This is a genomic window from Collinsella sp. LCP19S3_C9 (assembly GCF_052121575.1).
Classification (GTDB): Bacteria; Actinomycetota; Coriobacteriia; order Coriobacteriales; family Coriobacteriaceae; genus Collinsella.
Genome location: NZ_JBQKDZ010000012.1, coordinates 1 through 20,204, shown reverse-complemented (window position 1 = coordinate 20,204; position 20,204 = coordinate 1). Strand labels below are relative to the sequence as shown.

Sequence of the window (20,204 nt, the reverse complement as noted above, 5' to 3'; positions counted from 1 at the left end):
CATGGCTCGTAATCAGAAGCAGCAGCGCGAGGCCTCCGAGTTCGAGGAGCGCGTCGTTTACATCAACCGCGTGTCGAAGACCGTCAAGGGTGGTCGTCGCATGAGCCTCGTCGCTCTCGTCGTCGTTGGCGATGGCAAGGGCAACGTCGGCGTTGGCATGGGCAAGTCCGCTGAGGTGCCCATGGCCATCTCCAAGGCGTCTCTCGATGCCAAGAAGAACATGTTCCACGTGCCGGTGACCGAAGAGGGCACCATTCCGCACGAGGTTATCGGCCACTTTGGTGCCGGCCGCATCATCATCAAGCCCGCTGTCGAGGGTACCGGCGTTATCGCCGGCGGCGCTGTGCGTCCCCTCTTTGAGCTTGCTGGCATCAAGAACGTCCTGTCCAAGTCCCTCGGTACCGACAACGGCCTCAACATCATCAAGGCTGCCGTCGAGGGCCTCAAGGAGCTCTCCAGCCCTGAGGACGTCGCGGCTCGCCGTGGCCTGACGGTCTCCGAGATGTTCGTCGGTAAGGAGAACTAAGCATGGCTGACACCATCAAGATCAAGCAGGTCCGCAGCACCAACGGTTGCAAGCAGGACCAGGTCCGTACTGTCCGTGCCCTCGGTCTCCACAGGATCCGCGAGGTTCGCGAGATTACTGACAACGAGTCCGTCCGCGGCATGATCTTCAAGGTCAAGCACCTTGTCGAGATTGTAGAGGAGTAGCAAATGCAGCTTCACGATCTTACTCCCGCGCCCGGTTCCACCAAGAACCGCAAGCGCGTTGGCCGTGGCAATTCTTCGGGTCACGGCACCACTTCTGGCCGTGGCCAGAAGGGCCAGGGCTCTCGCTCTGGCGGCACCAAGGGTGCCGGCTTCGAGGGTGGCCAGACTCCGCTGGCTATGCGCCTGCCCAAGCTTCCGGGCTTCCGCAACCCCCGTCGTATCGAGTACACCGCTGTTAACGTTGAGCGTCTCGAGCGTAAGTTCGAGGATGGCGCTGTGATCGACGGTGCCGCTCTTAAGGCCGCTCGCATCACCAAGAGCGAGTTCGAGCCCGTCAAGGTGCTCGGCAATGGTGAGCTTACCAAGAAGTTCACGGTCAAGGTCGACAAGGTCAGCGCTTCTGCGCAGGCCAAGATCGAGGCCGCCGGCGGAAAGGTCGAGCTGCCGTGCTAAATGGTCTTAAGAATGCTTTCCGCATCAAAGAACTGCGCGAAAAGATTCTTTTTACCATAGCTATGCTCGTCGTGTACCGCATTGGTGCGCACGTTCCTGTGCCCGGCATTCCCTTCCAGGGGATGCTGGGCCTTTTCTCGACCGATAACAATTCGGTCGCCGCAGGTGCTATGGCCCTCCTGAATCTTTTCTCTGGCGGCGCGTTGAGCTATGTGTCGGTGTTTTCGCTGGGCATCATGCCTTACATCACCAGCTCGATCATCCTCCAGATGCTCCAGGCCGTTGTGCCTTCCCTGCATGAGCTTGCCCGCGAGGGCGAGGTCGGTCAGACCAAGATTACGCAGTATTCGCGTTACCTCACCCTGGCTCTGGCAATCCTCAACTCCGTGGGTTACCTCTTCCTCTTTAAGAGCTTCGGCATCAGCTTTAATGGCGCCGCCGCTCCCGAGATCATCTTCGACCTCATGATCGTCGGCACGCTCACCGCGGGCGCCATGCTGATCATGTGGATTGGTGAGCTCATTACCCAGCGCGGTATCGGCAATGGCATGTCGCTGATCATCTTTGCGAACATCATGGCCGGTCTGCCGCAGGCGATCTTCTCCAGCACCGAGGGCAATGGCGGTGGCATCATCACTATGGTGATCATCTGCGCCATCATCCTGCTGGTTATCCCGCTGATCGTTTTCCTTGAGCGCGGCCAGCGCCGCATTCCGGTCTCCTACGCTAAGCGCGTCGTGGGCCGTCGCATGATGGGTGGCCAGACCACCTACCTGCCCATCAAGGTCAACACCGCGGGTGTCGTGCCGATCATCTTCGCTTCGGCGCTGCTGTACTTCCCGGCTCAGGTTGCCGTGTTCTTCCCCGGCATCGGCTGGATTCAGGCAGTTGCCTCTGCGCTTTCGACCGGTTGGCTCAACTGGGTGCTTAACGTTGTCCTCATCGTGTTCTTCGCGTACTTCTACACCTCCATGGTGTTCAATCCCGATGACACGGCCGACAACCTTAAGAAGCAGGGCGGCTTCATTCCGGGCGTTCGTCCGGGTAGGGCTACCGCGGCCTACATCAAGAACGCGCTCAACAAGATTACGCTTCCCAGCGCTGTCTTTTTGGCGCTCATCGCCATCGTGCCTTCGATCATCTTCTCCTTCACGGGCAATCAGCTGATCCAGGCATTTGGCGGCACGTCCATCCTCATCATGGTCGGCGTCGTGCTCGACACGGTCGACAAGCTCGAAGGCCAGATCAAGATGTATGATTACGATGGATTCTTTAAATAGGCTAGAGGAGGATTGCTCATGAACCTGGTATTGCTCGGAGCTCCGGGTGCCGGTAAGGGCACCGTTGCACAGGAGCTCGTCGCCGAGTTTGGCGTCGCCCACATCTCCACGGGCGACCTGCTGCGTGCTGCCGTCAAGGGTGGCACCGAGCTTGGTATTCAGGCTAAGAAGTACATGGACGCTGGCGAGCTCGTTCCCGACCAGCTCGTGATCGACCTTGTCAAGGAGCGCCTTGCCGCCGATGACGCCCAGCAGGGCTTCATCCTCGACGGCTTCCCGCGCAACACCGCCCAGGCTGTGACGCTCGATTCCGAGCTCTCCGCCATGGGTCGCGAGATCGACTGCGCCCTTCTGGTCGACGTGGCCCCCGAGGTCATCATCGATCGTCTGTCTTCGCGTCGCACCTGCCGCGCCTGCGGTTACACCGGCACTGCTGCCGATGTTACTTGCCCCAAATGCGGCGGCGAGATGTATCAGCGCGACGACGATAAGCCCGAGACCATCAAGAACCGTCTCGACGTCTACGAGAAGTCCACGAGCCCGCTTGTCGATTACTATCGTGGCCAGGGTCTGCTCAAGTCGGTCAACGGTGACCAGGCTCGCGAGACCGTATACGGGGATGTCAAAGAGGCCCTCGGTCTATGATTAAGATTAAGTCTGCAACGCAAATCGAGCAGATGAAGAAGGCAGGAGCGCTATCTAAGATGGCGCTCCGCCACGTTGGAGCCATGGTGCGCCCCGGCGTTTCGACTTTTGAGCTCGATCAGCTCGCGGAGCAGATTATCCGCATGCATGGCGGCACCCCGGCCTTTAAGGGTTACGGCGGGTTCCCGGGGACCATTTGCGCATCGATCAACGATGCCGTGGTCCACGGTATTCCCAACCCCGATATGATCCTGCGCGATGGCGATATCATCTCTATCGATACGGGAGCCGTTGTCGACGGTTGGGTTGGCGATAACGCATGGACGTTTTTCGTCGGCACCCCTACGCCCGAGGCCAAGGCCCTGTGCGAGGTTACGCGCGATTGCCTTAAGGCTGCCATTGAGCAGGCTGTTCCCGGTAACCATATCGGGGATGTTGGCCATGCCGTCCAGTCTCTCGCCGAGTCTCACGGTTATGGCGTGCTTCGTGACTATGTGGGCCATGGCATTGGCCGCGCGATGCACGAGGACCCCAATGTTCCTAACTATGGAAAGAAGGGGAGGGGCGTTCGCCTCCAGGCCGGTATGGTCATTGCCATCGAGCCGATGGTAACGATGGGTTCCAACCATGTGAGCACGGGCTCCGACGGTTGGATCGTCACCACCAACGACCACCTGCCCGCCGCGCACTACGAGAACACCGTCGCCATCACCAATGACGGTCCGGTGATTCTCACCACCGATGCGCAAGGATCCTGGTGTTCGCTCCAAGGCGGAGAAATGTAAAAGTTGCCGCCCCCTGATGCCCAACCTCGCCTTTCAATTTCGAAGGCATGACCCCAAGGTCTATGCCTTCTCATTTCAAGGCGATCTTGGGCATCAGGGAACGGCTTTGTTTTACATTTCAAATGTAACAAGTTCCACGTAGTTGTGGAGCCATTACGAAGTTATTACGATGCGTGTATACGTGTTGTAGAATACTCAATCGCTGTCGTTTTCTAGAGAAAGATGATTGCTTGTGAAGAAGGAAGACGCAATTGAGCTCGAGGGTACGGTAAAGGAACCGTTGCCTAATGCCATGTTTAAGGTCGAGCTCGAGAACGGTCATTCGGTTCTGTGCAACATTTCTGGCAAGATTCGAATGAATTACATCCGTATTCTCCCCGGTGACAGGGTTGTCGTGGAGCTTTCCCCGTACGACCTGACCCGCGGCCGCATCACCTATCGCTACAAATAGCGGCACGCATACACGCACTCTATTTCCGACTGCAGGCTTAGCTCAACCTACGGTCGGATTGTGTGTGAAGACCAGCCATAGTTTTAAACGCCTGCGGCTGGGCGAGTAGATAGTAGGGAAGTAGTTTGAGCGCTACCGAAAGGAAGAACGATGAAGGTACGTCCTTCGGTCAAGAAGATGTGCGATAAGTGCAAAATCATTAGGCGCCATGGCAAGGTCCTCGTCATTTGCGAGAACCCCCGTCATAAGCAGCGTCAGGGTTAAGAGAGGAGACTACGTTGGCCCGTATTAATGGTGTCGACCTCCCGCGTGAGAAGCGCGTTGAGATCGGTCTGACCTACATTTACGGCATCGGCCGCACCACTGCGACGAAAATCTGCGTCGAGTGCAACGTTAACGTGGATACGCGCGTTAAGGACCTCACCGAGGATGAGGTTAACGCCATCCGCGAGTATATCGACAAGAACCAGATCATGGTTGAGGGCGACCTCCGCCGTGAGCGCAACCAGAACGTCAAGCGCCTTATGGACATCGGCTGCAACCGCGGCCTTCGTCACCGCAAGGGCCTCCCGGTCCGCGGCCAGCGCACCCACACTAACGCTCGTACCCGCAAGGGCCCGAAGCGTCAGATCGGTGCTAAGAAGAAGAAATAAGGAGCGCTAGATAGATGGCTACTGCTAAGAAGAACGTTCGCGCTGCCCGTCTGAAGCGCGCGGACCGTAAGAACATTTCCGTGGGCCAGGCTCACATCCGTTCTACGTTCAATAACACGATCGTTTCGATCACCGATCCCCAGGGCAACGTCATTTCCTGGAAGTCGGCTGGCCAGGTGGGCTTCAAGGGCTCCCGTAAGTCCACGCCGTTCGCTGCCCAGATGGCTGCCGAGGCTGCTGCCAAGCAGGCCATGGAGCACGGTATGAAGAAGGTTTCCGTCTTCGTCAAGGGCCCCGGCTCCGGTCGTGAGACCGCCATCCGCTCCCTCCAGGCTGCTGGCCTCGAGGTCTCGAGCATTCAGGACAAGACCCCCATCCCGCACAACGGCTGCCGCCCCAAGAAGCGTCGCCGCGTGTAACTGAAAGGATCGTATCAATATGGCAATCGACAGGACTCCTGTTCTTAAGCGCTGCCGTCAGCTCGGGATCGATCCCGCTGAGCTCGGTTACAGCAGCAAGAAGGAATCTATCCGTCAGCCCAAGCGCCGTCGCAAGGAATCTGAGTACGGCATGCAGCTGCGCGAGAAGCAGAAGGTCAAGTTCATCTATGGCGTTCTGGAGAAGCAGTTCCACGGCTACTTCAACAAGGCCCGTAAGATGAACGGCGTCACCGGTGAGAACCTCATGATCATCCTTGAGTCTCGCCTCGACAACGTTGTTTTCCGTCTTGGCTTCGCTCGCACCCGTAAAGAGGCTCGTCAGTCCGTCCGCCACGGTCACTTCACCGTGAACGGCAAGCGCGTGGACATCCCGTCCTACCGCGTCAAGGCCGGCGACGTCGTCGCTGTTGGCGAGAAGTTCCGTGACCTCCTCCCCATCAAGGAGGCTCTGATTTCCTCCGAGCGCTTTGAGGTCCCTGGCTGGCTTGAGGTCGATATCGAGAAGCTGTCTGGTAACGTGCTCGCTCTGCCGACGCGTGAGCAGATCAGCGGTGATATCAACGAGCAGCTCATCGTCGAGCTCTACTCTAAGTAGTCCATCCGGGCTGCTGAGGCTGGAGGTAATACATGTCAGAATTCATTAGGCCTCAGGTTCAGGTCGAAGAGATCAACGAGACGTCTGCTCGTGTCTCCGTCGAGCCGCTCGAGCGCGGTTACGGTGATACGCTGGGCAACTCCCTGCGTCGCGTTCTTCTGTCCTCGCTCGAGGGTGCCGCCGTCGAGGCTATTCAGATCGATGGTGCGCAGCACGAGTTCATGACCATCCCTAACATGGTCGAGGATGTCACTGACATCGTCCTGAATGTCAAGGGTCTTGTCTTCAGGGCTCTCGGCACGACCGACGAGGCGACCGCCACCATCTCGGTTGACGGCCCCTGCGAGGTCACCGGTGCGGACTTCTTTATTCCGTCCGAGTTTGAGTTGGTCAACCCCGAGCAGCACATCGCTACGCTCACTGAGGGTGGCCATCTCACCATGAGCATGCGCATCGGCTATGGCCGCGGCTATGTCTCTGGCGAGGCCAACAAGCGCGACAACGATCCCATCGGTGTGATCCACGTCGACTCGCTGTACTCGCCGGTATCCCGTTGCGCCAAGCTCGTTGAGGCTTGCCGTGTCGGTCAGCACACCGACTACGACCGCCTTGTCCTCGAGATCGAGACCAACGGCTCCATCGCCCCGCGCGACGCCGTGGTCCAGGCCGCCAATATCATCAACCAGCATATGGCTGCCTTTATGAACCTTGCCGAGACCCCCGAGGTCGAGGAGGAGGTTTCGATCTTCGCTCCCGAGGTCACCAACGACAACGCCGAGCTGGACAAGCAGATCGAGGATCTGGACCTTTCTGTCCGTTCCTACAACTGCCTTAAGCGTGCCAGCATTCACTCGGTCCGTCAGCTCGTTGAGTTCTCGGAGAACGATCTTCTGAACATCCGCAACTTCGGTGTTAAGTCGATCGAGGAAGTGAAGGACAAGCTTGAGTCCATGGGCCTGAGCCTGAAGGCTTAATGCTTCGCATATTTGAGGAGAAACTAGACCATGCGTCACAACGTTAAGAAGGGCCTGAAGCTCGGCACCGATGCGAGCCACACCAAGGCCATGAAGAAGAGCCTGGCCAAGGCCCTCTTCGAGAACGACCGCATCAAGACCACCGAGACCCGCGCTAAGGCGCTGCGTTCGGTTGTCGAGCCGATCATCACCTGGGCCAAGAAGGGCGACCTGCACTCTCGTCGCCTGGCTATCGCCAAGCTCGGCGATAAGCAGCTCGTTGCCGAGATCTTCGACAAGGCTGCTCAGGGCATGTGGCAGGATCGCAACGGCGGTTACACCCGCATCATGAAGCTCGGTAACCGTAAGGGCGACAACGCTCCCATCGTTATCATGGAGCTCGTCACCGAGCCTTGCACGCCCAAGGCCAAGAAGGCTGCTCCGGCCCCCAAGAAGGCCGCTGCTCCCAAGAAGGTCGAGGCTGTCGAGGAGACCGCTGCCGAGGAGGCTCCTGCTGAGGAGACCGCTGAGTAGACAATTCGTCTGCATAGGCTATATTCGAGGGGTATGTTCGCGTACCCCTCTTTTTTTGTCGCGATATCGTTGTTTGTTTGTTGGGAGCGCCCATGACCGCGCCGTCTGATTTCAATTTGACTCCAGAGCTCGATGCCACGTTGGTGTTTCGTGTTGCCTATGACGGCTCGTCCTATAGCGGATTTGCCGAGCAGCCGGGGCAGACGACGGTTGCCGGAGAGCTGCGTCTTGCCATAGAGACGCTCTTGCGCCGCTCAGTCGATTTGACGTGTGCCGGGCGCACCGATGCAGGGGTGCATGCGGTGGCCCAATACATCAGCGTGCCCGTTGCGGATGCTGAGCTCGCTTTAACGCGCCGCAGGTGGCTGCGAGCTATGGATGCGCTGCTGCCCAAAGATATCGCCGTTAATGAGGTCTACAAGGCCCGTAAGGGCTTTTCTGCGCGTTTTGACGCACGTTCTCGGACCTATACCTACCGCATTGCCGATCGCGATGCGCGTCCGGTGCTATCGCGTGGCGCAGTATGGTGGCATCGTTATCCTTTGGACGTGGATGCGATGGCAGCCGCCTGCCCAGCGCTTTTGGGCGAACAGGACTTTAAGAGCTTTTGTAAGGTCGCTTCTGCCGTGGGCAAGCCAACGCATCGTTGCGTGATGCGTGCCGAGTTTGGCCACGAGGTCGCCTTTGGCGAGGATATCCTCACGTTTACCATCGAGGGCAATGCGTTTTTGCATTCGATGGTGCGCACCATCGTGGGAACGCTCGTCGAGATCGGCATGCATCGCCGCGATCCCGAGTGGATGCGCGAGGTGATTGACGCTTGCGATCGTACTGCTGCGGGTCCCACGGCGCCGGCGTGCGGCCTTACCTTTATGGGCGTAGATTATGACCCCACCGAGCTCGTCGCGCTCGAATAGAGGAGAAGCGAGAGCCATCTAAGTATGCTGCTCGTGTGGGCGAGCCGTGTGCAACATCTGTTCTTGGCGTGCAGCGCATCAGGCGACTCATTGCGTTTATTGCCGGGGTGTACCATGAACGGCAGTTGATTATTGCTGTCGAGAGGATGGATAACTTGCTTCGACGTGGCTCGCTTCCGCGACTTTCGGTGATCCTTGTTGTGGAGGGTTCGCCCAGCTACGCGATGCGTGCACTCGAAAGCGTCCAAAACCAAGACCTCTACGATATGCAGATTGTCGTTGCATGTCGCAACGCTGCGCCGGGCGTTCGTCATTCGCTCGATGTTGCCGCGGGCAGAGATATTCACATCGATTTGATAGACGTTGACGATCCGTCGAGCGGAGCTTGCCTTCGCGAGGGTTTTGCCGCTTCGCGCGGGGCCCACATTATCGCAATGAGCGCCGACGAGTGGTTTGCGCCGCACGCGTTTTTGGCAATGCTCGATGTCGCTTGTGAGACCTCGGCAGATATCGTATTTCCCTCGGTGTCGCTCGATCGCTACGATACGCATCGGGAACGCCATTCTCGTATGTTGGACGCGCAATCCATTGCCCTTGCCGACGATGGAGACCGGGCTTTAGGCCTGGCCAAGCTGGTCGAGAGCGGTCTGGTTTGTCAACATTCCGGCGTGATGTATGAACGCTCCCTGTTTGAGTTGTGTCTGCAGCATGCCGAGTCGTATCGTGCGATCGCCTTTTTGGCGCCTGCCCTTTCGCATGCGGAACGCGTATTGGGGTGCGCCGAAGCTTGTTTCCATACGGCCGCGCCATCGGTTGCGGATTCATTCGACCCCACCATGTTCTCGCGACTTTCCGATGACGCCAAGGCGCTTGAAGAGCTTTGCGTGCCATTCGACGCAATAGATGACGATAACCATCTAAAGCTGGCCTGCCAACGGTTTTACTATGGCCGCTTGGTTGCTTGTATCGAGAATTTGTGCCTGAGCCCCCATGGGGTGTCTTCAATTGAGCGCACGGCACGATTGCGTGATATGCTCAACGACGTGCGGACCCGCCAGATGGCGGTGGCCCTTAAGGGAGAGCGCCGAGGCCTTGGACTTTTGTTTGGGCCGATTGCCAACGTTAAGCCTATGCGCTGCGTTATGTATGCGCATCTGGCTGCTTTTTTGAACAGAACGGGCGCAAGGATAGCCTAGCTGTGTCATATTCGAAAATAATTTGCATAGAATTGTTTCGAAATGCGTTCTTATTCACAAATAGCCTCAAATAGCGCTAAACTATTCAATCACTGATAGATTGTCTTCGCCATCTATGGAGTGAGGTTTTATATGGCTAAAAAACGCAACGGGCGCCAGGATGCCATCAGAGATATCGTGCGCAATAAAGACGTGCGTACGCAGCGCGTGCTGGTGGACGAACTCCGCGCCATGGGCTTTGATTGCACGCAGGCGACGGTTTCGCGTGACATCGCCGATATGGGGCTGCGCAAACTGCCCGAGGGCATCTATGTTCTGGCTGAGGACCTGCACCTGCAGCGCATGGTCTCCGAGCTGGTTACCGGTGTGTTGCGCACCGACAACCTGGTTATGATTAAGGCTCAGCCCGGCACCGCCTCGGGCATTGCCGCGGCTGTCGATGCGGCCGAGCTGCCCGATGTGCTCGGATCGCTTGCCGGCAATGACACGATTTTGGTTATCGCTCAGACTGCCGAGGATGGCGAACGTCTCGAAGCGCTGATTAACAAGCTCAGTGCCGCGCGTAAATAGCTTTACGCGCGTAAACAACGCCAGCTAAGACGGTGGAAATACAGGGGCGTCGGTTTTGAGCCGACGCCCTTTTTGTGACGCTCCTGTCGTGGCATCTCGATTGCGCGCGATATGCCATGTATGTCCCAGCAAAAAGCGCCCGAGCATTTGAGCTGCTCGGGCGCTTTGCTATCTACTGACCTGTGGAGGGATCGGGGGTCGGGCTAGGGCTGGGATCGGGGGTCGGGCCAGGGTCGGGGCTGGGGCTGGGATCGGGGCTGGGGTCGGGAGTAGGGGTGGTACTGCCGCCATCGCCTTCGCCGCCGGTGTTACCGCCCTCGTTGCCGCTCCCGCCGGTGGTCTCCTCCTCTTCTTCCTCGTCTTCGTCCTTATCCTCGCCCTCTTCCTTCTTCTTGTTGTTTGTGCCGTAGAACTTCCAGACGTTATTGTTCTTGTACGTGGGAGCCGTTCCGGTCGGGAACTCCTCGCGCTCGGCGCCCGCAAGAACGGTGTTCATGAACTTCTTAAAGACGGGCAGGTTGGTGCTGTCGCCCAGCAGGTCCGAACCGTACTTTTGGATGGGAATCTCGCCTGCGGAATAACCGGTCCACAGGGCGCATGCCAGTTGCGGCGTGTAGCCGCAGAACCACAGGTTGGTGGTGTTGTCAGTGGTGCCCGTCTTGCCGGCATAGGGCTGGTTGACGCTCAGCGCGCCGGCGGCACCCGTGCCGCTGCCCTGCATGACGCCGGATAGAACGTCGGTAACCGCGGCAGCCTCACCTTCGGTGAGCACCCGCGTGGGATTGTCGGTGTGCTGGTACAGAACCGAGCCGGTACGCGAGTCGATCTCGGTGATGGCGATCGGCTGGCGATAATAGCCGCCGTTGGCAAAAGCGGCGTAGGCCGATGCCATCTCGAGCGGTGAGATGGACCCGGTGCCGAGCGTCATGACGGGAACGTCCTCGATATTGTCCTTGGCGGGATCGATGCCGAGCTTTTTGACGAGCGACATGATCTTGTCATTGCCGATGGCTTCGGCCACCTGAATATAGCCGGTGTTGGATGAGTATGCCGTTGCCTGCTTAAGCGTGATGTTGCCATAGCTCTGTTTGTCATAGTTTTGCACCTCGGTCGTGGTGCCCTTGGCCTTGAGTGGCGAGTTGCAGTTGAGAATGACGTTGGGGTTCATGCCGTTTTGGATGGCAGTTGCCAGCGTAAAGGCCTTAAACGTGGAGCCCACGGGGCGCTTTGCCGTAGCGTGGTTCACGTGATTCTCGTCGGCGTTGTAGTCGTAGCCGCCCACCATGCACTTGATGTAGCCGGTCTTGGGGTCAACGACAACCATGCCCATGTCCAGGCCATCGAGCGAAAGCGTGTCGAGCTGTGAGCGCACAGCCTCCTCGGCCACCTGCTGCATGGTGGGGTCGATGGTGGTCTTAACAGTCAGGCCACCCTTAAAGAGTACGTCGGTGGAGAACTCCTGCTCGAGCAGCTGCTTGACGTAGGAGACAAAGTAGGGCTGTGAGTATACGTCGACGCCGCTGCCCGAGATCTCGGTCACGTTGAGGGTGATGGGCTCAGCCTGCGCGGCATCGTGCTCTTCCTGCGTGATGTGGCCCAGGCGCAGCATGTTGTCGAGCACCTTATTGCGGCGGGAAAGCGCCAGGTCGGGATTGACCGTGGGGTCGTACTGTGAAGGCGAGTTGGGCAGACCGATGAGCAGCGCGGCCTCGCTCAGGGTGAGGTCGGAAGCACTCTTGGAGAGGTAGGTCTCGGCGGCGGCCTCGATGCCATAGGCGCCGTGGCCATAGTAAATGGTGTTGAGGTACATCATGAGGATCTCGTCTTTGGAGTACATGTCCTCCATCTTGATGGCGATATAGGCCTCGCGCACCTTACGTTCGATGGTCGAGTCGAACTGCTCCTCCTGCAGGATGGTGTTGCGCACCAGCTGCTGGGTGATGGTCGAGGCTCCTTCGTGGCCGCCGGCAAGGGTTGCCACCGAGGCACGCGCGATGCCCAAGAGGTCTATGCCGCCGTGCTCGTAGAAACGCTCGTCCTCGACGTCGATCGTGCCCTGCAGGACGTACGGGGAGACCTGGTCCTTGGTGATGGACTTGCGGTTTTGGGTATAGAAGCTGGCGATCTTGTTGCCGTTGCAGTCAACAATCTCGGTAGGCTCGCTGACCAGATAGGCGTTGGCGTCGGTGTAGTCGGGCAGGTCGGACAGCCAGCGGTTGACGTTGCCGATCATGCCGATGCCAAATGCTACGCCCGCGATGAGCAAAAAACCCAAAAGCGAAAGCAGGATGACGGGCAGAGCGTGCGTCTTAGAGCGACCGTGTCCCTGTCGTTGGCGAGGACCCATATGTTGACCTCCAAGTATGTCGTGCCAGGCGGCGGGTATGCGTCGGGCAGGATGGACATAAGTTATTACACGATAAACCAATCGAGCCGCGCGAAGCCTCGTGTATGCTGGTTGACGGCAATTAACAGAGTGATTGCATACCTTGGTAAGGAGTTTGCCGATGGCGATTTGGGCGACGGAGCCTAGCAGACAATGCGGGAATGGGACGCCAACATCGGGTCTGGCACTGCCCGAGCTGTTGGCTCCGGCTGGCGGGCTCAGTCAGATGCTTGCCGCGATCGCGGCAGGTGCCGATGCCATTTATGCCGGGTTGAGCGGATTTAACGCCCGCGTGAGTGCGCACGGGTTTAGTGACGACGAATTTGCGCGCGGGTGTGCCGTGGCGCACGCCCATGGTGTGCGCGTGTACGTGACGCTCAACGTATTTGTGTTCGACGACGAGCTGTCCGAAGCCGTGGCACTGGGGGCACATGCGCATGCGCTGGGCGCCGATGCATTGATCGTGGCAGATGCGGGCCTAGCCCGCGCGCTGCATGCGGCAATTCCGGGGGTCGAGATTCATCTGTCCACCCAAGCGGGCGTCCATAGCAAGGGGGCCGTGCGTTTGGCGGCTGACGAGCTGGGGGTCGAGCGCGTGACGACGGCGCGCGAGCTGACCGTGGCAGAGATTGCGACGCTCTGCGCTACCGGTGTGCCCATCGAGGTGTTCTGCCATGGCGCCATATGCATTGGCTATTCGGGCGCGTGCGAGTTTTCGGCCCTGCGGCGCGGACGGTCGGCGATGCGTGGCGACTGCACGCAGCCGTGCCGCCTGGCATACGATTTGGTGGATGAGGCTGGGGAGAGCGTCGTTGCCGTCGAAGGCGATCGTCTGCTCTGCCCGCGTGACTATCTGGGCATTGCTCATTTACCCGAGCTTGTTGCTGCCGGGGTGGCGTCGCTCAAGATCGAGGGGCGTATGAAGAACCCCGACTACGTCTACAACGTGGTGCGGGCGTGGCGCCGGGCGCTCGATATGCTGCGTGATGGCGCGTGGGATCCCGATGCCGTGCAGGCGCTCGAACGTGATCTGGGAAGGTCGTTTAACCGCGGGTTTACCGACGCGTATCTGCGAGGCCGCTCGGGCGCGGAGCTTATGAGTTTTGAACGCGCGATCAACCAGGGCGTGCGTGTGGGCCGTTTGGTTGCCGTGGGACACGAGGAAGTGACCGTCGAGCTCGATGCCGCCGTGGCGGCGGGCGATACGCTCGAGATTAGGTTTTACCCGGGCGCCGACGCGCGCCCCGATGTACCTAAACGCTGGCCGCAAGTTCCTTGCCCGGTGGATGCCGCGGCGGGGGAGCGCATCGTTGTCCATTGCAAGCGCAAGGTCGACGCGGGCTGCGAAGTGTATCTGATTCGCAGCGCTGGTGTGCTTGAGCAAACGGCAGCGGCACTGGAGCGCATGCGGGCCGAGGCCGATGCGGTCGCGCTTGCGAAACGCGCTGTCGAGACGCTGCCGTTTGCAGGCGTTCTGATGGATGGTGGCGCGCAGCTGGAAGAACCTGCAGAGTCTGTCGCCGCTCGCTTGGTCTTTGCCTGGCAGCTGATGGACCAGGACCCGAACGAAGAGCTCGACCTGTCCGGTGCGACTGTTGTGCTCGACGAGGTCTGCCGTGTGGGCGATATCGAGCGGACTCGGTCGCTCATGCAGCGCGCCGGCCGCATCGTCTGCCGTAATCTGGGACAAGTGGCGATAGCTCGCGAACTGCGCGTCGCCTTTGACGTGGCAGCGCCGGTGTTCTGTGCGAACCGGGCAACGCTCGCCTGGTTGCGAGGGCTTGGGGCGCAGCGCGTGTTTTTGCCTGCCGAACTTGTCGCTCACGATGCGAAACGCGTTGCCGAGCTTGCCGCCTGTCCTGGCGTCCTGGGCCCCGTCGATACCGACCGTCCCGAGCTCATGGTGTGCGAGCACTGCCTGCTGACCGCCGAGGGCGTCTGTGCCACCGATGCGACGGGACAGGCCTGTTGCCGCGACTGCTTGCGTCGCCGGCAGACGCGCTATCTGGTTGAGCGTGACGGTACACGTCTGCCAGTTGCCATCGACGCATGCGGCAGGACGAGGATTTTCCTGTCGTAGGTGCCGCGTCGCGTCAGTTTGTTATCATATGAGAGTTTATGGACTTCCAGCACCGCCGTTTTCGGCGAGGGTGCTATAGCAAAAGGAGGATACCCAATGCTGTCTGTTGACGAGCAAATGCGTATCATCACCTCGGGCGCCGCGAAGATCGTCCCCGAGGCCGACCTTCGTAAGAAGCTTGAGAAGGGTGAGCCCCTCAACATCAAGCTCGGCGTCGATCCCACCAGCCCCGACCTGCACCTGGGGCACGCCGTGCCCCTGCGCAAGATGCGCCAGTTCCAGGACCTGGGCCACAACGTCACCCTGATCATCGGCAACGGTACCGCACTGATCGGCGATCCTTCGGGCAAGAACTCCACCCGCCCGCAGCTTTCTCAGGAGCAGATCGAGGCCAACGCCGAGACCTACGTGAGCCAGGCCATGAAGATCTTGGACCCCGAGAAGACCACCATCGTGCACAACGGCGACTGGATCTTGTCGATGGACCTGGCCGGTCTGCTGCAGGTGTGCTCCAAGTTCACCGTCGCCCGCATTCTTGAGCGCGATGACTTTACCAAGCGCTATCAGTCCCAGACGCCGATCGCCCTGCACGAGTTCCTGTATCCCGTGATGCAGGCATACGATTCGGTCATGATCAAGGCTGACGTGGAGATGGGCGGCACCGACCAGCTTTTCAACCTGCTCGCCGGCCGTGAGCTCATGGAGAAGATGGGCATGGAGCCGCAGATCGCGCTCACCATGCCGCTGCTCGAGGGCACCGATGGCGTCCGTAAGATGTCCAAGTCCTATGGCAACTACATCGGTCTGACCGACGCGCCTAAGGATATGTTCGGCAAGACCATGTCCATCCCCGACGAGATGATTGGCAAGTACTACCGCCTGGCGAGCTCGCTCACCCCGGCCGAGGTCGACAAGATCGACGCTGCCCTGGCCGATGGCTCTGCCGATCCCTATGAGCTCAAGCGCGCTCTGGGCCGCGACCTGTGCGACACCTACCACGGCGCCGGTGCCGGCGACGAGGCTCAGGCCGAGTTCGACCGCGTGTTCAAGGAGGGCCAGCTCGCCGACTTCCCCGAGAAGCATATTGAGCTGACCGTAAACGACGAGGGCCAGATTTACCTTGCCGGCCTGCTCAAGGACCTGGGTCTTTCGGCCAGCGCCGGTCAGGCCCGTCGCGACATTGACGGCGGCGGTGTCAAGATCAACGGCAAGGCCGTGGCTCCCAAGAGCTACAACATCGACCCCAGTGCCCTCAAGCTGGGCGACACCCTCTCCGTGGGCAAGCGCAAGGGCTTTAAGCTTATTTAGTTACGCGGTTTTACCAAACCGCGTAACAGCTTGACGCTGCGCGGGCTCCAGAGCGACAACTTGTCATTCAAAGAGGACGGCATGACCAGAAGGTCTATGCCGTCCTCTTTTCATGCCAATTTGTTCGCTCTGGAGTCCGCTCGCTGTCCGTCCTCCACCTACGGCGTTGTCCTGGTTGGCACTTAGGGACGTTTCTTTTTGGTGCAAAGCAGCCTGTCCCCATTGCGCCAAGTGGTGCGTGCCGTTAAGCAGAGGGGCGTATTGCTGGCCCATCGTTTGGGCATACAATGGCTATTGGCTTGCTGCGGTGAAGGTCTGTCCGCTCCGCAGCTTTTTTCTACGGTTAAAGGAGTATGTATGTCCGTTGAGGTCATGAGGTCTGTGATCGATGCCGCCGAGGGCCGCGTGCCCGTCGACACGCTGTTTGCCAACGCGCAGATCGTCGATGTGTACGGTCAGCGCGTGGCGCCCGGTAGCGTCGCCGTCAAGGACGGCGTGATCGTCGGTGTTCTCTACGATGGTCGAGATGACGCTGCTGGCACGTACGAGGCAGCTGAGGTTATCGACTGTCAGGGTCGCTATCTCGCACCCGGTTTTATTGACGGACACTTGCATATCGAGTCTTCGAACATCCGCCCTGCCGAGTATGCGCGCATGGCGGCGACGCGTGGCACCACCACCGCTATTGCCGACAGCCACGAGATCGCTAACGTTTCCGGCCTAGACGGCCTGCGCTTTATGATTGAGGACGGTTGTCGCGCGCCCATCTCCATCAAGTACATGATGCCTTCGTGCGTGCCCGCACTGCCCGACGAGCAGGCCGGTGCCGTCATCACTGCTGCCGATATGCAGGCGTTTTTTGCCGAGCATCCGGGCGACGTCTTTGGTCTGGGCGAAATGATGAACCTGCCGGGTGTCTTTATGGCCGACCCCGAGACCTGCGCTCGCATCGATGCTGCCAACCAGACACCGTCCAAGCAGGTTGACGGTCATGCTCCGCTTGTTGCCGGCAAGGATCTCAACGCCTATGCCGCGGCGGGTATTATCGCCGACCACGAGTCGACGATTCCCGAGGAAGCGCTCGACAAGCTATCCCGCGGCATGTATGTCATGCTGCGCGAGGGCACCTGCAGCCATGATCTTGCCAACCTGTCGCCTATGCTGCTGGAAAACCCCGCCCGTGCCCGCCGCTGCTGCTTCGCGACCGATGACCGCGCTCCCTCCGATGCACTTTCGACCGGCATGATCGACAATGCCTGCCGCGTGGCTATCGAGGCCGGCATCGACCCGGTGGTCGCCATCTCCATGGCGTCCCTTTCCACGGCCGAGGCCTTTGGCCTGGACCACGGCTGTCGTGACCCGCATGAGCTCCGCGGCGCCATCGCTCCGGGCAAGCGTGCCGACCTGCTGGTGCTCAACGATCTGACGTTTGCCACGGCCCCGCATCGCGTATATGCCGCCGGTGCTCTGGTGGCGCAGGATGGCACCTTTGTGGGCGAGATCGCACCCGAGATGGCTGAGGTTGCAGCCCTTGCCGATGAGCTGCGCGCCTCTGTTAAGCTGCCGAAGCTTTCGCTCGACGTTTTCGACTATGCCTTTAAGCCGGGCGAGGCTGTGATTGACGTGGTGCCGGGTAAGGCCATCACGGGTATGGCTCGCCCCGAGAGCGCCGAGGGCCTGCGCCGCATTATGCTGATTGAGCGCCATGGCCGCGGCGTGTCGCTGCAAGCCGAGGGCGTCGACGGCGACGGCCCCGCTGGCCTGGGCCTGGTCGGCAAGCATATCGGTCGCGGCTGGGTGCGCGGTTTCACCATCACCGGTGGCGCCATTGCCTCCACAATCGGCCACGACTCGCACAACGTGTGCGTGGTGGGCGACAACGCCGCCGATATGATGGCTGCTGTTGAGGCCGTGGGCCAGGGCGGTCACGTGCTGGTGCGCAACGGCGAGGTCGTGGCGCGCATTCCGCTGGCGCTCGGTGGCCTGATGAGCGAGGGCACGGCCGAGGATGTCGCGGCGCAGCACGACGACTTTATGGTCAAGGCGCGCGCCATGGGTATTGAGCCGCCGCTCGACCCCATCATGGGCATCATCTTCCTGCCCCTGCCGGTCATCCCGACGCTCCGCATCCGCCCCGAGGGCATGTTCGACGTCACGACCTTCACCTACGCCGACTAGTCATCGGGGACGTTCTTAAACGACTAGTCGCTGGGGACACTCTTTGGCGTGTCGCCTGACGCCGCGACCGTGGGCTCTCTGGCGCGCGTGAGCTATTTGCCAGGTCTATGTAACGTTTATGACTGCGGGGTCTTATTTGAGCTCCCTTTGGGTACGTTGGAATCGGATACACGTTCGATTCCAGCAAGCCCGAAGGGAGCTTTTCTATGTTTAAGCTGATTGCATCCGATATGGACGGCACGTTGCTTGACGAAAACGGCCAGGTGCCTCCCGAGACCTACGAACTGATTTTGGCGCTACGCGAGCATGGCGTGCATTTTGCCGCATCGTCAGGCCGCCGCTACGATCGCCTGTGCGAGTTCTTTGCGCCCGTTCGCGACAAAATGGACTTTGTCGCAGCTAACGGTGCCCAGGTCTACGCCGACGGCAAAATGGTAGGCCGTGAGGTGTATTCGCACCTGGCGATTCGAAAGCTAGCCCAGGCCGTCGCGACGTTTCCCAATCTGCATCTTGCGCTCTTTGACCGAACCAAGTCCTTCTTGCTCGATGACGAGAGTAAGTTCGTGCGCGAGGTGGATAAGGACCTTCCCAATGCCGAGCGCATTTGGGAGCTGCCCGATCCCAGCGTAAATATCATCAAGGCGAGTATCTTTTGCGATGATGGTGCCGTTATGGACAGCGCTTACGTACTGCAGCGCGAGCTCGGCCAGTTCTTTACCTTTGCGCCTTCGGGCAACGCGTGGATCGATGCCATGCAGCCCGGTGTGTCGAAGGCCTCGGGCATCGCACAGCTCATGGAGCACTATGGCGTCGAACGCGACGAGGTCATGGCTTTTGGCGACTCGATGAACGACTACGAGATCATTCGCTTTGTCGGCACGGGCTGCGCGATGGAAAACGCGCGCCCCGCGCTCAAGGCAGTCGCCGATCGCGTGGTGGGGTGCAACCGCGACCACGCCGTCCAGCAGGAGCTCCGTCGCGTGCTGGAGAGTCTCGCCTAATTCGGCAGATGGGGACAGTCCTTGCAGCGCCCCGCGAAGAGTGCCCCCAACGACTACTGTGACCAGGGTAGCTAAAAAAGCCCCGTCCCAAATTAGCTACCCTGCCGGGTTGCTGCTGCTAGGCGAGGGCGGCCATGACGGCGCGGGCGACGCCGTCGTGGTCGTTGTCGTATTCGGTGATGGCGCCGGCGGCTTCGCGGTCCTCGGGCTCGGCATTGATCATCGCCGTACCGTGGCCCGCTGCCTGCAGCATGGGGATGTCGTTGATGTTGTCGCCGAACGCCCAGGCGTCGGCGAGAGGCTCGCCCAGATGCCCACATAGCCAAGCCAATGCCGTTCCCTTGGTGGCACCCCCGCCCATGACCTCGATATTCATGGCGTACGAACGCGTGACCTCAATGCCTTCGAGCGTGTCGAGCGCCGCCACGATAGCATCGCGGTCGGCTGAGTCGTGCCAGTACATGGCGATGCGTTCGAGCACCTCGACCTCGTCGATTTTGCTGTCGATATCCATGTCGATCGGCGTTCGCGTGCGCTTGAGCGAAGCCGCGATGTGAGGATCTCCGCCGCAGAATTCGTCCAGGCGCGTGTAGAGCGAGCGGGGGAGGAAGCACTGCCCGTCCGCGAAGATATCGAAGGTCACATCGTGGCCGGCGGCAATGCTATGGACGCGGTGGGCGATGGCGCGGTCGAGCGGTCGGCTCAATATGCGCGTGGCGCGTGAGGCATCGGTGGGCACATCCTCGTCGAGCTGCCAGACGCTAGCGCCATTGGCGCAGACCGCGTAGTGCACGGCGGGATGGGCGAGGATGGCCTCAAAGACGCCCGACAGCGGACGCCCCGTGCACGGTACAAACTCAATGCCGCGACGTGCGAGCTCGTCGAGCATCGCCCAGGTGGCGTCGCTCATCTGCTTGTCACTCGTCAACAGTGTTCCATCCATATCGGAAAAAACAAGAGGCTTCGGTAGTTTGTGTGACAAGGGGCTAGCCTAGGCAGCAACGCTCTTCGCTCCCTTCACGCCCTTCTTCCTCGCCTTCACCGGGCGACCCGGGAGCTGGGGCTGGC

22 protein-coding genes are annotated in these 20,204 nt (G+C 59.9%); 20 read left to right on the top strand and 2 right to left on the bottom strand.

The genetic code is table 11. From position 1 onward, the window contains the following. The first annotated feature begins 1 nt into the window (after position 1). The 16 genes from rpsE (at position 2) to ACTQXI_RS06605 (ending at position 10,183) form a co-directional block, all read left to right on the top strand. Entirely contained in the window at positions 2-526 is a 525-nt protein-coding gene (gene rpsE, locus ACTQXI_RS06680) for a 30S ribosomal protein S5 (RefSeq protein ID WP_154516070.1), read from the top strand. A 2-nt stretch (positions 527-528) separates the two neighbouring features. Next, the gene (gene rpmD, locus ACTQXI_RS06675) at positions 529-711 is read left to right on the top strand and encodes a 50S ribosomal protein L30 (protein WP_154516067.1); all 183 of its coding nucleotides are present in this window, start codon (positions 529-531) and stop codon (positions 709-711) included. Between the two features lie 3 nt (positions 712-714). Then, positions 715-1,164 (top strand): 50S ribosomal protein L15, encoded by a 450-nt coding sequence (gene rplO / locus ACTQXI_RS06670; RefSeq protein ID WP_006235267.1) that lies wholly within the window; start codon positions 715-717, stop codon positions 1,162-1,164. Continuing rightward, entirely contained in the window at positions 1,158-2,444 is a 1,287-nt protein-coding gene (gene secY, locus ACTQXI_RS06665; protein WP_370450586.1) for a preprotein translocase subunit SecY, read from the top strand. The genes rplO and secY overlap by 7 nt, the downstream gene beginning before the upstream one ends. Before the next feature lie 18 nt (positions 2,445-2,462). Then, positions 2,463-3,089, top strand: coding sequence for an adenylate kinase (locus ACTQXI_RS06660; protein ID WP_347486596.1), 627 nt, complete (start codon positions 2,463-2,465; stop codon positions 3,087-3,089). Next, entirely contained in the window at positions 3,086-3,874 is a 789-nt protein-coding gene (gene map, locus ACTQXI_RS06655) for a type I methionyl aminopeptidase (RefSeq protein WP_441063374.1), read from the top strand. Before ACTQXI_RS06660 ends, map begins: the two co-directional genes overlap by 4 nt. Positions 3,875-4,106: 232 nt before the next feature. Then, a complete protein-coding gene (infA, locus tag ACTQXI_RS06650; RefSeq protein ID WP_035137443.1) occupies positions 4,107-4,325 on the top strand; it encodes a translation initiation factor IF-1 in 219 nt (72 codons plus the stop codon). A 150-nt stretch (positions 4,326-4,475) separates the two neighbouring features. Beyond that, positions 4,476-4,589 carry a 50S ribosomal protein L36 gene (rpmJ, locus tag ACTQXI_RS06645; protein ID WP_006363204.1) on the top strand — a complete coding sequence of 38 codons (114 nt, stop codon included), beginning with the start codon at positions 4,476-4,478 and terminating at the stop codon, positions 4,587-4,589. 14 nt (positions 4,590-4,603) lie between these two features. Next, positions 4,604-4,978, top strand: a complete 375-nt coding sequence (gene rpsM / locus ACTQXI_RS06640) for a 30S ribosomal protein S13 (protein ID WP_154516058.1) — start codon at positions 4,604-4,606, stop codon at positions 4,976-4,978. Between the two features lie 14 nt (positions 4,979-4,992). Next, positions 4,993-5,397, top strand: a complete 405-nt coding sequence (rpsK, locus tag ACTQXI_RS06635) for a 30S ribosomal protein S11 (protein ID WP_006235274.1) — start codon at positions 4,993-4,995, stop codon at positions 5,395-5,397. Between the two features lie 19 nt (positions 5,398-5,416). Beyond that, positions 5,417-6,013 carry a 30S ribosomal protein S4 gene (rpsD, locus tag ACTQXI_RS06630; protein WP_006235275.1) on the top strand — a complete coding sequence of 199 codons (597 nt, stop codon included), beginning with the start codon at positions 5,417-5,419 and terminating at the stop codon, positions 6,011-6,013. A gap of 32 nt (positions 6,014-6,045) precedes the next feature. Further along, positions 6,046-6,987, top strand: a complete 942-nt coding sequence (locus tag ACTQXI_RS06625) for a DNA-directed RNA polymerase subunit alpha (RefSeq protein ID WP_154516055.1) — start codon at positions 6,046-6,048, stop codon at positions 6,985-6,987. 30 nt (positions 6,988-7,017) lie between these two features. Then, positions 7,018-7,500, top strand: a complete 483-nt coding sequence (gene rplQ / locus ACTQXI_RS06620; RefSeq protein ID WP_271742473.1) for a 50S ribosomal protein L17 — start codon at positions 7,018-7,020, stop codon at positions 7,498-7,500. 92 nt (positions 7,501-7,592) lie between these two features. Next, positions 7,593-8,417, top strand: a complete 825-nt coding sequence (gene truA, locus ACTQXI_RS06615) for a tRNA pseudouridine(38-40) synthase TruA (protein ID WP_441063375.1) — start codon at positions 7,593-7,595, stop codon at positions 8,415-8,417. Between the two features lie 68 nt (positions 8,418-8,485). Further along, the gene (locus tag ACTQXI_RS06610; protein ID WP_441548433.1) at positions 8,486-9,613 is read left to right on the top strand and encodes a glycosyltransferase; all 1,128 of its coding nucleotides are present in this window, start codon (positions 8,486-8,488) and stop codon (positions 9,611-9,613) included. A gap of 132 nt (positions 9,614-9,745) precedes the next feature. Beyond that, entirely contained in the window at positions 9,746-10,183 is a 438-nt protein-coding gene (locus ACTQXI_RS06605; protein ID WP_154516043.1) for an arginine repressor, read from the top strand. A 172-nt stretch (positions 10,184-10,355) separates the two neighbouring features. Here the strand turns inward: ACTQXI_RS06605 and ACTQXI_RS06600 are convergent, their stop codons facing one another. Continuing rightward, complete coding sequence (locus ACTQXI_RS06600) at positions 10,356-12,530, bottom strand: transglycosylase domain-containing protein (protein WP_441548432.1); 2,175 nt, start codon at positions 12,528-12,530, stop codon at positions 10,356-10,358. Between the two features lie 160 nt (positions 12,531-12,690). On the opposite strand from ACTQXI_RS06600, the gene ACTQXI_RS06595 reads away from it, so the two are divergent. From ACTQXI_RS06595 to ACTQXI_RS06580, 4 genes are all read left to right on the top strand, one after another. Further along, positions 12,691-14,649, top strand: coding sequence for a U32 family peptidase (locus ACTQXI_RS06595; protein ID WP_441546763.1), 1,959 nt, complete (start codon positions 12,691-12,693; stop codon positions 14,647-14,649). Positions 14,650-14,745: 96 nt separating this feature from the next. Beyond that, a complete protein-coding gene (tyrS, locus tag ACTQXI_RS06590) occupies positions 14,746-15,957 on the top strand; it encodes a tyrosine--tRNA ligase (RefSeq protein ID WP_427717719.1) in 1,212 nt (403 codons plus the stop codon). A gap of 357 nt (positions 15,958-16,314) precedes the next feature. Further along, entirely contained in the window at positions 16,315-18,135 is a 1,821-nt protein-coding gene (locus tag ACTQXI_RS06585) for an adenine deaminase (protein WP_441044634.1), read from the top strand. A 206-nt stretch (positions 18,136-18,341) separates the two neighbouring features. Continuing rightward, on the top strand, positions 18,342-19,136 hold the full coding sequence (locus ACTQXI_RS06580; protein WP_427794984.1) for a Cof-type HAD-IIB family hydrolase: 795 nt from the start codon (positions 18,342-18,344) through the stop codon (positions 19,134-19,136). Between the two features lie 118 nt (positions 19,137-19,254). Here ACTQXI_RS06580 and ACTQXI_RS06575 read toward each other — a convergent pair whose 3' ends face one another. Next, complete coding sequence (locus tag ACTQXI_RS06575) at positions 19,255-20,118, bottom strand: Cof-type HAD-IIB family hydrolase (RefSeq protein ID WP_441548431.1); 864 nt, start codon at positions 20,116-20,118, stop codon at positions 19,255-19,257. Between the last annotated feature and the right edge of the window lie 86 nt (positions 20,119-20,204).